Source organism: Paraburkholderia sp. PGU19 (genome assembly GCF_013426915.1).
Classification (GTDB): Bacteria; Pseudomonadota; Gammaproteobacteria; order Burkholderiales; family Burkholderiaceae; genus Paraburkholderia.
In genome coordinates, this window is sequence record NZ_AP023181.1 from 1181674 (window position 1) to 1196626 (window position 14953).

General features: G+C 58.4%; 7 protein-coding genes and 2 pseudogenes. 3 read left to right on the forward strand and 6 right to left on the reverse strand.

Annotated elements, in window-relative coordinates; all coding sequences use genetic code 11:
- Positions 1–378: 378 nt before the first annotated feature.
- On the reverse strand, positions 379–4890 hold the full coding sequence (locus H1204_RS35135) for a discoidin domain-containing protein (protein WP_243468990.1): 4512 nt from the start codon (positions 4888–4890) through the stop codon (positions 379–381).
- A complete protein-coding gene (locus H1204_RS51765; protein ID WP_243468965.1) occupies positions 4797–6125 on the reverse strand; it encodes a hypothetical protein in 1329 nt (442 codons plus the stop codon). The genes H1204_RS35135 and H1204_RS51765 overlap by 94 nt, the downstream gene beginning before the upstream one ends.
- 670 nt (positions 6126–6795) lie before the next feature.
- On the opposite strand from H1204_RS51765, the gene H1204_RS35140 reads away from it, so the two are divergent.
- Together H1204_RS35140 and H1204_RS35145 are read left to right on the forward strand one after the other, a co-directional pair.
- On the forward strand, positions 6796–7131 hold the full coding sequence (locus H1204_RS35140; RefSeq protein ID WP_180735079.1) for a hypothetical protein: 336 nt from the start codon (positions 6796–6798) through the stop codon (positions 7129–7131).
- A gap of 941 nt (positions 7132–8072) precedes the next feature.
- Positions 8073–8708 carry a hypothetical protein gene (locus H1204_RS35145; protein WP_180735080.1) on the forward strand — a complete coding sequence of 212 codons (636 nt, stop codon included), beginning with the start codon at positions 8073–8075 and terminating at the stop codon, positions 8706–8708.
- Between the two features lie 416 nt (positions 8709–9124).
- Here H1204_RS35145 and H1204_RS35150 read toward each other — a convergent pair whose 3' ends face one another.
- Complete coding sequence (locus tag H1204_RS35150; protein WP_180733351.1) at positions 9125–9673, reverse strand: hypothetical protein; 549 nt, start codon at positions 9671–9673, stop codon at positions 9125–9127.
- Between the two features lie 832 nt (positions 9674–10505).
- Here H1204_RS35150 and hemC point away from each other — a divergent pair.
- On the forward strand, positions 10506–11489 hold the full coding sequence (gene hemC, locus H1204_RS35155; protein WP_180733352.1) for a hydroxymethylbilane synthase: 984 nt from the start codon (positions 10506–10508) through the stop codon (positions 11487–11489).
- Between the two features lie 82 nt (positions 11490–11571).
- Here hemC and H1204_RS35160 read toward each other — a convergent pair.
- From H1204_RS35160 to H1204_RS51770, 3 genes and pseudogenes are all read right to left on the reverse strand, one after another.
- A pseudogene (locus H1204_RS35160) lies at positions 11572–12057 on the reverse strand (IS701 family transposase); the annotation flags it as partial.
- A gap of 1283 nt (positions 12058–13340) precedes the next feature.
- Entirely contained in the window at positions 13341–14072 is a 732-nt protein-coding gene (locus H1204_RS35170; RefSeq protein WP_346015762.1) for a nitroreductase family protein, read from the reverse strand.
- Between the two features lie 689 nt (positions 14073–14761).
- Positions 14762–14906, reverse strand: a pseudogene (locus H1204_RS51770) (IS6 family transposase); the annotation flags it as partial.
- Between the last annotated feature and the right edge of the window lie 47 nt (positions 14907–14953).

Here is a 14953-nt window from a genome sequence, read left to right on the forward strand (position 1 = left end):
CTCATCAATCACTCATCTGAAAAAATTAAGGGGGCCCGTACTGCGGGCGCCCTGATTACATCGCACGTACTGTGACGACATCGGTGCCGCGGCATCAGTAACCGATGCCAAGCACGATGTGCTCCGGAACCGGCACCTGCACCGTCGAGCTCTGGTTATTCACGTCGTCGAACAAGTAGCCGTAAACAAGACCGACGATGCCGTGGTCGTGCCAAAAGCGGGCGTGCTCGTCGCTCCGGCGATCGACTGACCGCCGGGTTGCCACTGCTACGTGTACGCCCCCATACCCGAGATCACCATCGCGATGTGACCGTTTTGGCCGACCGGCACCGTCTGCGCGGCCGGTTGCTGCACAATCTGACTGCTCGGTTACGAAGGCTAGGTGCCGCTACCGGTGCCCGTACCGCTGCCTGTTGCCGTCGCTGTCGGTACCGGGTCGTTATAAACCGCGAACTCGAACAGCGAGTAACCGTAGCCGGTCGCGCGCAACACGCCTTGTAGACGGATGTAGCGTGCGGTCGTGTTGGTGAGCGGCAGGTCCTCGACACCGCCCTTGCCGTCGGTCTGGTTGTAGGCGACATTCGTCCAGTCGACGTTGTCGTGCGAAGTTTGAATCTGGTACTGCTTGCCGTACGCGTTCTCCCAGTTGAGCACCACGCGATTGAACGTGGTCTCTTTGCCGAGGTCGATCGTGATCCACGCATCATCGGCAAAATTCGACGACCAGCGCGTGGTGACGTCGCCGTCGATCGCGTTCGACGCCGGATAGCCGTCGTTCTCAAGACCGCTGGCCGTTGCCGTTGCACCGAGCGCCAGGTTCACCGCGGCCGAAGCTGAGTTGAACACGACGTTGATCGTATGCGCGGCCAACACGTTGTCGAACGTGTATTGGTTGACGATGCCAATATCCTGCCCGTCGACCGTCACGCCCGTCACCGCGGAGCCCGCAGCCGCAACGAACTGGTACGTCTGCATGCCGCCCTGGTACACCGAGGTATTGCCTACCGGCGAGAGCGCGCCGCTGCCCGTCGACGTCGCCGTGATCGGGAACTGCGGCGTGTTCGCGGTGTTGTACACCTCGAACTCGAACAACGAGTAGCCGTACTGCGTCGCACGCTTTGTCCCGAGCATGCGAACGTAGCGAGCCTGGACCGGCGAGCCGAAACGCAGATCCTCAGTGCCGCCCGTGTCGCCAGTCTTCACTACTGGGTCGCTCCAGGTCGTGTTATCCGTCGAGGTCTGGATCTTGTAATCCACACCGTACGAATTCTCCCAGCGCAGCACAACTCGATCGACCGTCTGGACCGAGCCCAGATCGACCTCGATCCACTGCGGGTCGGCGAACGCCGACGACCAGCGCGAATTGGTGCTGCCGTCCGTTGCATTGGCAGGGCCGTAGCCGTCGTTCTCGTTTCCGCTCGACGTTGTCGGCTTGCCGAGCGCAAGGTTCGCGCTCGGGGTTTGCGCCGGCGGAGTCGTGCCGCCTCCGGTGTTGCCACCGGTACCACCAGTCCCACCGCCTGTACCCGCGGTAGCCGGGATCACGGTCAGAGTCGCTGGATCGCTCGTGCTCGTGCCGCCTGCGTTGGTGACGTCGACCGTGTAGATCGCACCGTTATCGCCCGCGACCGTGAGGGCCGGCGTCGTGTACGAAGGAATCGTCGTGATCGCGACGATTTGGCCGTTGCGCTTCCACTCAAAGTTGAACGGACCGGTGCCAGTGACAGCGACCGTGAACGTCACGCTTTGGCCTTCGCTCGCCGTCGAGCTTGCCGGCGATGCGGAGATCACCGGAGCCGGGACCGTCGGGCCGGACACACACATTACCCAGGCCGGAGTGTTGTTGATGATGCCAGGCCACGACTTGCCCGACGAATCGACGAGCCACGCGTTGTTCGCGAGGTTCGGAACCGGTGTGGTCGTCCAGGTCCGCCACGGCGACGGGAAAGCGCACGACGAATAGTTCGCGCGTGCCACCGTCAGCGCTTCGTACAACGTCGGAACTCGCATGCCAATCGATTGGCAATACTGGCTCGCGATCTGCTGCGTGAACTGCGCACCGTCTGCCGCGAACGTCGTGTAGGTCTGCTGCCACGTGAGGCCGCTCACGTTGTCCTTCACGGTCGGGATGAACGGACCGTTCGGCAAGCCCGGAATCGTCGACTGCCAGATACCCGGCTGCGCGGCAATCGGCGTGTAGCGCTCAGTGTCGGCGCCGCACTGCGGTGCGTCGAGCACCTGGAACTCGAACAGCGAGTAGCCGTACTGCGTCGCGCGCTTCAGACCCAGCATGCGGATGTAGCGGGCCGACGTGCTCTGGAAGAAGCGCGTCTCGGTGCCGCCTGCGCCGTCGACCGGGCTCGTCGTATTGCCCGCTCCATCCGGTTGTCCGTTCGGAAACACGGTCGTCCAGGTTTTCTCGTCGTTCGACACCTGAATGTCGTACTGCGTCGCGTACGCGTTTTCCCAAACCAGCACGACCTTGTCGAAGGTCTTCACCGAGCCGAGGTCGACTTCGAGCCACGACGGATCGATCTGCGGCGCCGACGACCAACGCGTGCCGACGGAGCCGTCGATCGCATAAGCAGCGCTCAGACCACCGTTCTGATCGCTGCTCGACTTCGCAATGCCGCCGAGTGCGAGATTGGACGCGTCGGTACCGCTGACGTTGAGCGTGGCCGTACGGCTGTTGACCGTGCTCGCGGTATTAGTAATCGCCACCGCATAGCTGCCCGCATCGCTGGCTTGCGCCTGCGAGATCAGGAAGCTCGGCGAGTTGTCGCCGACCGGCAGACCGTTGTGGGTCCACTGATAGCTGAGCGGATTCGAACCTGTAACGCTGACGCTGAACGTCACGGCTTGACCAAACGGCACGCTCTGATCGGCAAGATCGGAGACGATCACCGGCGGCGTTGCAACGTTGACAGTCAATGTCACCGGCGTCGTCGCAATAGAGCCCGCGCTGTTGCTGATGATCACGCTGTACTGCGCTCCGCTGTCCGTCACCGACATCACCGGCGTGTCGTAGACCGGCGCATTGGCGCCGTCGATCGCGACGTTGTTCTTCAGCCACTGATAAGACAGCACTGGCGAACCCGATGCGACCACCGTGAACTCAACGCTCTGACCTGCGGTGATGTTCTTCGCGAGCGGCGGCGTGACGATCTGCGGCGCGGCCGGTTGCACCAGTGTGACGACAGCGTTGCGCGACGGGACATTGCCGATCGCGTTGCTGACCACCACGCTGAAGGTCGCACCGTTGTCGCCCTGTTGCAATGTCGGCGTCGTGTAGGTATAGCTATTCGCGCCCGCGATCTGCTGACCATTCTTGAACCACTGATAGGCGATCGGCGTAGCGCCGGCCGTCAACACGCCGAACGTGGCGGTCTGGCCAAGCGTCACAACCTGGTCGCCCGGTTGCGTGACGATCTGCGGCGCTGTCTGATCCTGCTGGCCAACGACCGTACCGTTGCCGTCGAACGTCTGCGCGTCGACCGCCGGCACCACGTTGAACGACGCCGACGCGCTACCGAGATTCGGCGACGTGACCGTCACCGTCACGGTGCCCGTCGTGAACTGCGTGCGGACCGCGACTTTCGCCATCCCGCCTTCCGCGGACAGGTTCGGATCGCCCGGCGCATGATAGCCCTGCGGCTGGTTGTCGACCACATAGTGGTCCGACCCGCCCCGATAGGTGCCCGGACCGCTGACGCTGAACGTCAGGGTCTGACCGGCGTCCGGCACGAGGATGCCGTTCGCGTCGACGACCTGCGCCGTCAGTGTGGCCGCATCCGTGCCGTTCGCCGTCAACTGAAACTGGTCACCGTCCGGCTTGGTCACTTGCGGATCGACGGTCAGCAGCAGGTGATCCGCCGGACCAGCCGTCATGAGCGAGTTGGTGGCAGCGACCTGGCCGTTCGCATCCAGACACTCTGCGACAAGCGTACCCGGCTGGAACGCGATATTGTCCCAGTGCACCTGGCCCGGTAGCAGCACCGTGTTTTGCGTGATGTCCGCGGACGGATCTGAGTTGACCGGATTCGGCACCTGCGCGCCGCCGACCAGTTGGCCGTTCAGGCGCAGTTGCACCGTCGGGCAGTTGCTGAACGCATTTACACGTACGTTACCCGTGCGGTTCCAAGTGTTCGCCAGCTTGACCACCGGCTTGATCTGGTAAGGCGTCCAGACGGCTTCGTACATGTAGTAGAGCAGACGCGGAAATCGATTCCAGTCCATCATCGACGCACCGTTCGAACGCACTTCGCTGTTCAGCGTGCCGTCCGTCTGCGTGTTGATTTCACCCGGCGTATCCGCGAGATACCAGTGCGCGATTCCGAACGACTTGCCGGCCACGCTATGCACCCAGTCGCGGATGTACGAGGCTGCGAACTGGATTTCGAAGTCGTACTTCCAGCGTCCCACACCGTCGCCCCAGTATTCCGATCCGTAAGCCGGCGAACCCGGGTAGGTCCGCTTGACGTTGATATCGCAACCCTGACCGCTACAGCCGAGGATGTCGCCGTTAGCCGGATCCGGCGTACGGTCGGCCTGCGCGCGCGTGTTGTTGAAGTCCCACTGTCGCGAAATCTGCTTGATCTGCTTCGCGATGCCTTCATCCATCTTGCCGTTGTTCGCTTCCCACGCGAGCACCGATGGATGGTTACGGTCGTGGACGATCATGTCGCGATGCAGTTCTTCCTTCAGCGTCAGGTTGTCCGCCGTCGCGCAGTTTTGCTGGATTGCGCCCGAGCAAACTGCGCCGAAGCCATTCTCGCCGTCGCCGCTCGGCTGCAGCATCATGATCCCGTACTCATCGGCAGCGTCGAGCCACTCGCGGCCCTGACTGGAATGGCCTGGGCGATACGAACTGCCACCTGCCTGCGCGAGCAAATACAGGTCCTGCCATTGCAGGTTCGGCGGCACAGCGGAACCGAGCGCCGGATAGTCATAACGGCCCGACGCCCCCACAGGTAATGCGAATGACCGTTGATGATCGGGAAATTGTTGTCCCACGTGATGGTCCGGATGCCGAGCGGGCTCTCCTTCGTGTCAACCACCACTCCGTTCATGCTGACCGAGTGAATCACGCGGTACATGTACGGGTGACCGTAGATGCTGTTGTTCGGATACCAGAGCGTCGGGTTGCTGACCGTCAACACCTGGTCGAACAGTGCCGGAGTCAACGGTCCCGCGCTGTTCGCGGGGATCGTCTGCGAATCCTGCGCGGTCGCGACGATATTGCCGGATGCGTCGACGATCTGCGTCGTCAATGTGACCGGCTGGTTCGTTGAGTATTCGTTGGCCACGTTGGTCTGCACGCGGATCGTCGCCGATGAGTCGTTCGCCGAAACCGTCGACACATACGTGCCCCACGTGTTCAACACGGAGTAGATGTTCTCGGGAATATGTACGCGATCCGTGATGTGCATCCACACCGGCCGGAACAAGCCCGTATCGTCCTGACCAAAACGGAACGCGCCAGAGAAGCTCGGTGACTGGAAGAAGCCGTCGCCGCGCGAAACCTTAACCGCGAGGACGTTGTCGACCGGCTGACCGTTCGCGTCCGTGAAATTCACATATGGCGTGATATCGATGATGAACGGAATGAAGCCGATCACGTGCGTCGCGTGCGCGTTCGCCTGCACCTGACTGTTGCCGGGAATGAAGTGACCGTTGATGTAGACCTGCACACCTGTATGCGCGCCTTCGAACTCAACCAGGATTTTGCGATTCAACTGGTTAGGTCCGTACGACGGATCGAGCTTGAAGTGCTTGCGGTACCAGTTGATGTTACCCGTCAACTGCCCCTGTCCGCCACCCGATTCCATATTGATGAAGGTGTCGTTGTCGGCGGGTGTTTGCGGCACGCCGATCGACAGCCAGCTGGAGTCGTCGAACGGCGCGCATCCGACGCTCGAATCACCCGCCGTCGGACACCTTGAATTCGGATCGTCGACGTCCTTGATGTATCTCCACGGTGTCGCACCCAGATTGATCCGGATGTGATTGCTCGACGGCAGCTTTACGGCCGCTCGCGCATGGACCGCAGAGAGCAGGAAGAGCCCCCATAAAAGGAGCAACAAGCCCGCACCCCGCCATGCGGAATGCCTAACGTTTTTGCGCATGTTGAGTTTCCCAGCTTTTTTTGCGTTATGTACTTCGTTGCACTCAAGGCCGCCTGAAAAGGGCGCACCACCCCCGTCATACGACGCGCGAACACCCGGTCAATCGGAACGCGCGTTCGCGTGTTCACTCGTCCAACACACCGCTCAGTCGCCTCTCGCCCGTTCACGACAGGGAGAACGCAAACGTTTGACTTACCAGATAATGTATGACCCTTTGCCCGGCATCACTACTGGATAACGGCGTCAATCGGAAACTTTAATTCCGTGTAAACCGTTAGTACTTCAAATTACTGGTTTCCACATGAAATTAAGGACTGGCGTATGTCAAGCGAGTGAGAGCAAAAGGGCTTACGATGTTCCGACGAAACCGTCGCGCTGTCAGAAAACCGTATAGCGAACGACGTACCTGCGAGCGATGCGCTCGTGATCCGCACGACGCCGACTGCCGGCAAAACCGCGCTGAACTTAACGCTTCACTATTTCGCCGTGAACGCTTCGACGCGTCCAAAGATGAGACAGCAATACCAAGGTAGTCCATCGATATTCATAAGGTGAAGATTGGCAAAACACGTACAGCGCCCGCGTGGACGAGAGCCTGCATTCTTGGGGATGTGGATTTCGTCAGAAGTCCATACCGCATACGGCATGATTGCGCCGTTCGATCCGTCCGTTGTCCGCCCCCGCCGGCGTTGGCACAACGCATTTACCATATCGCAAGCCGGCGATTTTGAGCACCAAAATGCGATGGGATGAGCGCTCTCCTTTCGACCAGATCGTCACGCAGGCTTACGGGCGTCATCTGCTGACCAAACACCTGGACAATCAGGAGCCGACCGGGGTGGCGCGCTTGCATGAACTCGGGAGTCGTCTTTATGCGCTGGCCTTTCGTCGCCATAGCAGGCGATGGCCATCTCCGCCCGACTCCGGCTCGCTCGCCGCCCACCCCAACTGGTTGGCATGCTTAAGCATTCCTATTTTCATCCACACAATTATTAAACTTATTTGAGTGAAGTTTCATTTGTTGCCGGACGGACAGTTCAAACTCCTCCTGCTTATTCGGGTGAACGTGTCCGCCGATTCCGGCATAACGCCATCGTCGCGCACCAGTGGTTTTTACAAGGGTCACATTGTAGGGGATGCGGTCATGATGAGTTGATTTTTTCTCACTTTGATCACAATTTTCGGTGCGTTACTGCATAACGATCCAAGTAGCGAAGTACTCGTCCTATTCGGGATGTCTAGTTCGAGTTCGCGATCACTCGATCTTCCATGGTCTTGTCGAGCCCCTCGCCCAATTCCCACCTCGTTACTCCGTAATGACATACGGAGCCGGGCCCAGGGCGAGACAGACACCCATGCCGATCCATCACACGGACCACAGCAGGCAATATTGCGCTCACACGTATCAGAAGCTCGTCAGTAAGTCGCCCGCAGACGTCAATGAGTCGGCGAGGAAACCGCTTAAGAACCTTTGACTCTTCAAAGAGCAATCGGCTTGACCTCTCGTTCCAACGCGTTGCTGTCGCGTTTGCAACTGTTGAATGTGCGCAAACCTGATCCCGCGTTTGCAGAAGGGTTCTCAGGTCTAGAATCAGATAACGTTGGGGTATAAGTTCAGGCGGCAAACGATCCCAGTGGGCGAAGTCCATCTGTTCGTTGCAAACCTTGCCTTGCCGGACCCTTCAGTAAACGGGTGGAAATCGTAGCCGGACACAAACCGTCCCTCGCGCCGCCACACTTTCATCGACCGCTCGTTCACATAGTTCTGGACGAAGTCGATCTCGCGCGCAAGCTCCCCAGAAACGCTGTGCGTTTGCCTTCGCATCTGAAGCGAAGAACACGGCCAGTAAAGTCCACGTATTGAATTCCTTTAAAAGATCAGGATACTCCTGCTACGCGATCTACATGCGCATTTTATCCTTGGCCTGAACGCAGGGTTTTCGGGCCATGTCAGAAATAAATCCATTGGAAACCATACCGAATATGACTACCGGGATAGAGTCTATCAAGAGCACGACGTTAAGCGGAGTCGTCGCCGGCATCATTGCGGCCGTCGCAGAGATAGGCGGGCAATACTTGATTGGTTACCGGTTAATAGAAAAGCCTAAGCTGGATGCCGAGGCGCAAGCTCACTCGAATCTGCTAATTCAAAATCTCCACACCACTTGTCGTGCGGTTGCACTCGACGCCAGGACATGGAGGATTGGATGCTCCACTGAGAACCGGGGTACATATAGCGCGAGCGTGGGTATTCAGGATATTGTTGTTGCCAATAACGTATCGCCTGACCGACACAATTACCGTGCGGGAACGGGCGGTTTTCATCTTGCCTTTGAAGATGATCGCAGATCATATCAAGCCATCCCGACTTCAACTCGGGCCCTCGCCGTTTACCTGAAATTCGATAAGGCAACCTATCCGAACGGAGTTAATAGAGCAGATCTCGATGCGCAAGTGACGATGAGCTACCAAACGCTCCCCGATGTGTCCAGTGGCGTCGAAGCTGCTAATTCACTTAAGGACACCGATGTCCGTAGCAAAGCTCATAACGGAGAATTAGTCGAGCCATATCTGGCCATGTGAAACCCCAACCCACAACCGGTTCTTCTTAGTTCTCCGATTCCGGTACCCTCCGCATCTTCATCCGCCGAATCGCCGACGCAGCAATCCGGCGCAGCGAGTGAACCACCTTCGACATAACCAATGCCTTCCACTTCGTTCTAACTCGACACTCAGAGGACCAACCGTTTTCCCGATTGATGAGAGACTCGCGTCCGGTATGTTCGTTAGATACCATCCGTAAACGAGCAATCCTTGCCGACCAATCCCTCGGTGCTTCATTTGAAGAGCACCTTGTGCCGACGTACCATCGACGATGTACAATTTTTATTCCGATTACTCTTCAAACGAAACCCCACATGCCTGAAGATTGCGCGCAAAGACAAACAGGTCGGCGCTTTCGAGGGTTCTCAAATTCACCGCTCGCACCTCATCCCTGCTCAAGAGACGGCCGGCCACCCCCTGTTCAAGGTAGCAGAATGGACCGACCGGTATCCGGGCGGCCATGTGATACTGATCAGAAACCAAAAACTCCAGACTGTCGGACCGCACGACTCTCCAAGCCGGAACATGAAGTTGTCGCCGCGTCTGCAACAGTCCGAGCCGCTGTGCAAGCCCTCGAGCAACGCGGTCCAGTTGACCTGCCCCCCCATGAAGATCCCCTGAGATTCGAACCTGTCGAGATCGACCTTCTCAACACGATTCAGGCTCTGATCAGCAGCAAGCAAGCTCGTTTCAGTGAAAGTGTGCTTTTTTGCGATGCTTCGTTCACGCAAGATCACATAGAAGCGTTGAATGGCACGACGCTGACTGTCAAGTGATATCTCCGCTCCGTGGCAAACCGCCTCAGCAACGCTATGGAACGTATCCTCTATTTGCACGGCATCTCGCTCGATCTGCTCGTCCCATTTTCTATTTGCTACGAAGTTTCGGTCGTCCACATGCGCGGGGAAACTCTTCCTGTGTTTCAACAGCCTGAAGTCGACCATTTCTGGACGCTCCGCACAAAACCTCAAAAGCGCGCGCCGCGGAAGAACATGCTGATTCTTTACGACGCTATATGTCGACATACATCCCTTCGTGGATTACAGGCGGAATCGAAATCAATTCGTGCGCCCTGCCCTCGGCCAGCACGTTGACGCCGGGGAGTTTTGTTGAACACTACCTGACAGCGTAAATATTATCGGGCAGGCGGCTCTGCTAACCAGTCTGCATTCGTGATGCATGCGCTGCAAATACCTTTAATCGATCGAGCACCCGCGGGCCCCCAAGCTGACGGCAAACGCGTCGCGTCGGCGCTCGGAAAAACACAGCCCTCGAATCGATTGGTTAGTCAAAACTAGCTTTCAGTCGCCGGTCTCTATAGGCGGGCAAATCTGCACTGCACTCATTCCAGAATGATTCGCAGCCAAACGACCCGGCCGCCGGTTTCCCATCTTCGAATTCTGCGTCCTTCGCCCGGAAAATTCAGTCCCTAGACTTACACGGCGATTCTATCGGGATCGGAACGTCGCTTGACCTGTCGGCATCCACCAATTCCGACCGACTCAGCAAACACTCCTGATCATCGCTTCGGTCCTCACGACGAGGTGCTTTTCAGCAACCCGCTAGGATCACTGTTGTTGCCACGACCGTGCTGGGGCTTCTGGCGGCCGCCCGAGTCACGATCGATGCGGCTCATGGGCGGCTCGCGCGTATGGTAGTGGCGGCCCCGTCTCCTTTGCCGAACTGCTGCGGCATGGCCGTGCGGCCAGCGAGAGGTTGCCGAAGCGCGTGCTAACATTGTTTGTTATCACATCCCGTCGTTCAACGGCTCAAACAATGAATTCCGAGACGCTTGCTTCCACGCCGCCCGCCACACTTTTCATCGCGTCGCGGGAAAGCCGGCTTGCAATGTGGCAGGCCGAACACGTACGGTGTGCACTGCACAAATTATATCCATCTTGTGACGTAAAAATCCTCGGAATGACGACTCGAGGCGATCAGATTCTCGATCGCACGCTGTCGAAGGTCGGCGGCAAGGGACTGTTTGTGAAGGAGCTGGAGAACGCGCTCGCCGACGGCCGTGCCGATCTCGCGGTCCATTCGCTGAAAGACGTGCCGATGGAACTGCCCGAAGGCTTCGTGCTGTCCACCATCATGGAGCGCGAAGACCCGCGCGACGCGTTCGTCTCGAACCAGTACGACTCGCTGGCTACGTTGCCGTTCGGCAGTGTGGTCGGCACGTCGAGCCTGCGCCGCGAAGCGATGCTGCGCGCGCGTTATCCCGAACTCGTCGTGAAGCCGTTGCGCGGCAATCTCGACACGCGGCTCGGCAAGCTCGATAGCGGCGATTACGCGGCCATCATTCTGGCCGCGGCGGGTCTCAGGCGTCTGGGACTTGGCGACCGCATCCGCTCGCTGCTCGAACCCGCCGACAGTCTGCCCGCCCCCGGGCAGGGCGCCCTCGGCATCGAGATCCGCGCGGACCGCGTCGATCTCGCCGCATGGCTTGCTCCGCTGCATCACGAGCACACGGCGGCCGCCGTCGAAGCGGAGCGCATGGTGTCGCGCGCGCTGGGCGGCAGCTGCGAAGTGCCGCTCGCCGCTTACGCGACCTGGCATGACGGCGCGCTGCATCTGCGCGGCGTCGTCGCGACGCCTGACGGCCAGCGCGTGCTGTTCGCGCAAGCCTCGGCGCCCGCGCCGACCACGGGCGCCGCGCTCGAACTGGGCCGCGAGGTCGCGAGCCAGCTCGAAGCGCAGGGCGCACTCGAAATAGTCCGCGCGCTCACCACGGCGAGCGACCCGGCGACGGGCTCGTGATGGCGACCGGCTCGCACCCGACATCCGCCGAGTTCCCTTCTCAGGACGGCGCAGGCTCGTCGCACGCCGCGAGCCTGCAACGGCGCGCGAGCTGCGGCTTGGTTGCGAAGCCCATGTTGTCGGGGACGCCCGCTGCCCGGCAGCGAGGACGATCATCGATCCACGACTGGGGCATATACAGTTCCCGGTCAATAAATGCGCTACCCCCATTGCCTGCGTAGCATAGGAACACACCAATCTGGCTATTCTCGATGCGACCCGCCGTACCACTGTATTGGCGCTGTACACCGGCAGAGTGTTCACCCTTCTTGACGAAACCCGTCTCATCAACGATCAGCACGGCATCACGCGCGCCGAGTTGTTCAACGACGTAGTCGCGAAGGATGTTGCGAGCTGCGTCAGGATCCCACTGTGCCCGCTCGAGAAGGTGCTGCACCCCATCGGGTGTTGCTTCGCCGATCCATTCTGCGAGCTGCCACCTGTTTTTGCGCTCGACTGTGCCCAGCAAACCTTTTAGATACGCTAGCGAGCGCTGTCGCGGTTCGGCGCGCCTGAACAGGCCGGCCAAACTCTCATGGTTCCTGTTCCCATGCTTTAGCCATCTCTTTCATAGGTCCATATACAAGATAGTAGTACTACCTTTGTATAGGAAAAATAACTACGGCTGTAGTGTTACACGGTCAGGCAGACCTGGTTGCCCCCGGGACGATTCACTTGTTTGCAGAGAACGCAGTGCTACGGACCCAGCCTCGATTCTCGCTACCTTTGTCGCTGACGATGATTGCGGTCCCCTGACGGTATTGAAATGACTCGGTGGCTCTGTCACAACTACGACCCACCCGAAATTCCAGTCCTAAAAGAAGTCAGGCGCCGGCGTCTCGCGCTTACGGAAGGAGCCGTCGCGCTTTGCACCCCAATGAACTACCGCATCGGGACCGCCTAGTCGGTATTGCGGCCGACGGTTCCGTACACAACAGAGGCGAGAATCATGGCCCCCGAGTTTTGTGGCTCGACACTTGTGTAGACCGGCCGATAGACCTCATCGCCTTCCCGGATGACTGAGTGGCTGAATGCGCAACGACCAGCGAGTCGCGCTTTGGTGGCGCGCCAAGATTGATGACCGTAGAAGCACCGACCTGGATCGCTCCAGAGAACGATGAGAGTGGAATTAGTCGGTCGTTCGAGAATACGGACCTGTACTTTGTCGCCTGTGCGGTACGCCGATGATATGTTTGGTTCTGCGGTGATGCTTCTTCGAACTCCGTCACGCCTGTCACCACTGCCGGACGACAGCATCTCGAGAGTTCGATGCCACGCTTGGCTGTCTCCTACGTTGTCACTGCTATACATATTTTCTTTACCGTTGTTACGCCAGGACGTCTACCGCTCCGTTTTCGTTGACCGCGTGCAACCGATCAAAAATCAGTAAGGCGCCCGAAGATCTGGTCGCGATACAGATCCTCCAAGATACGAGCGCGAAGTGGCGAATGACTCGTCATACCAGTCTTTAATTCTCTTTGCTCTTCAGTGCAAGCCTTCAATTTCTCGTCACCCAAAAGGCAACTCGAACGGACGAGCGTCCCCCTTTGCAGTAGTCCGTGTTATATGGCGCATGTCTAGAGCCCGGTGCCCCGGAAGTTTTTCCGCTTTTGAACTTGTTATTGTAGTTTCGAGGCTAGTCCTACGAAAGGACCAAGAATGAACATATCTTCTGTACCATGATCCGATGAACACAACTCCGGAAATCTGACTCAATCTATCTGCGAAGACGCGGTTGGCCGAGCACATTTCTTCGCGATGCATCGCACGCGAGAGAGGTAACTGAACGCGCAGCCCACGCTGCCATCGCAATCAGTATAGCCAGCTTGAAAACTCATCCTCTGACTTTTTCACACCACCGAAGCGGGGCACGGTGCAACCGTCGGCGGGAAATCCCGTAACCAAAAGCAAAAAGGGCTTTTCTGACGCCGGTCTTCGGCAGATATCGTTGAGGAACCCCATTGGACTTGGTGTATGGGTCATGGTCGCCAAACCCGCTTCGTGCAGAGCGGCGATCAAAAATCCGGTCGCGATGCCAGTTGAGTGCGGAACGTAGTAGTGTTTGACACGGCGGCCATCATCCAAGCTCGTATGATTAACGGAAAACACCGCTATCAGAACGGGCGCAATCTCCAAAAAGGGTTTGCTTTCGTCCGTGCCTAGCGGCTTCAACGCATCCAGCCATTCCTGCGGCGCTCTACTTTGATAGAAAGCCTTTTCCTCCTCTTCGGCGGCTACTCTTATACGTCGTTTCAAAGCCGGATCTTTCACAACTGCAAAATGCCATGGCTGAAGATTGGCGCCCGAGGGCGCCGTCGCGGCTGCCCTCAACGCTAGTCGAATCACCTCGTCAGGGACCGGTTCCGCTGAAAAATCACGTACAGTCCGCCGTCGGCAAATGCTCTCGTAGAAGGCCCTTGCATGAGACTCCATCTCAACCACCGGCCGGCGGCAATATCCATTCAGATTATCAAACTGCGGCTCACATCCTATATACGATGGGAGACAATCTCGGAACTTCATCTTTTCGTCTGCTGTTGACATTTTTGATTCGACGACGTTGGTGTTAACCGAAGTCCATTAGAAAGCGCAGCGTGTACGCCTACCGCTTACGCAGCAGCGCTTATTCCAAGAATTGCGTTGTGATACGCCGTCCAGGTTCTCTTTTTCATATACAGTGCAGTTGCTGGAAACAAGAGATTTGTAGTAGGACATCATCATGCTTTCCGCAGTACGTTCGCTGGAGCATGTGTTTCGGCTACTAACTGACGCGAAGAATTCGTTCCGCCTGATGCTTCTCGAGCCGCTTGCCGCGCTTCGGTGACGGCTTCGACATCGCCCATAGTCCCTCTTGAAGCACAAAGCTGGCACACTTCGGCGCTGAGAAACGCGCACGTAACGCACATTTGCCCTTATGAAACCCGGTTGGCGCGCGCGCTCGTCGCTATGAAACTCACCGAAGCCGACATTCCATTGCGCCGAATGGCTCGCGTCGAGGTCGTCGAGCGAGTCGAGATGCCGAATAGGTGATGATGTGTCCATGCGCATTCTCCAAGTTGCATGCCACACACGTTATCGATTCGCTGGCACGGCCAGAAGGGTCAAGAAACCATCGCGGGACTGGGCCATGTCAGTTCCGGGAGTGCAAAGATCTCAACCGATGCCGTTGAGGGCGGCATTTTCAGATTAGCTAGAGTGGAACGGCCCGGGCGCAGGTTTGACGTCGACCAGGAAGCTGTCGACGGATTCTTGGCGAGTTCAACGAATTCTCCCCACGCGTGGAACCGGGCCGCGAGTTGCTTGCAGTAGAGTGAAGCGCGTGGCAAATGCCGCTTGAGTGAGCTCGAAATGTTGCCGGACGAGCCCATAGCTCGAGAGACGCCAGAGCGTAAGGGACCGGACTGACTCCGCGAGAACTGGCGGCG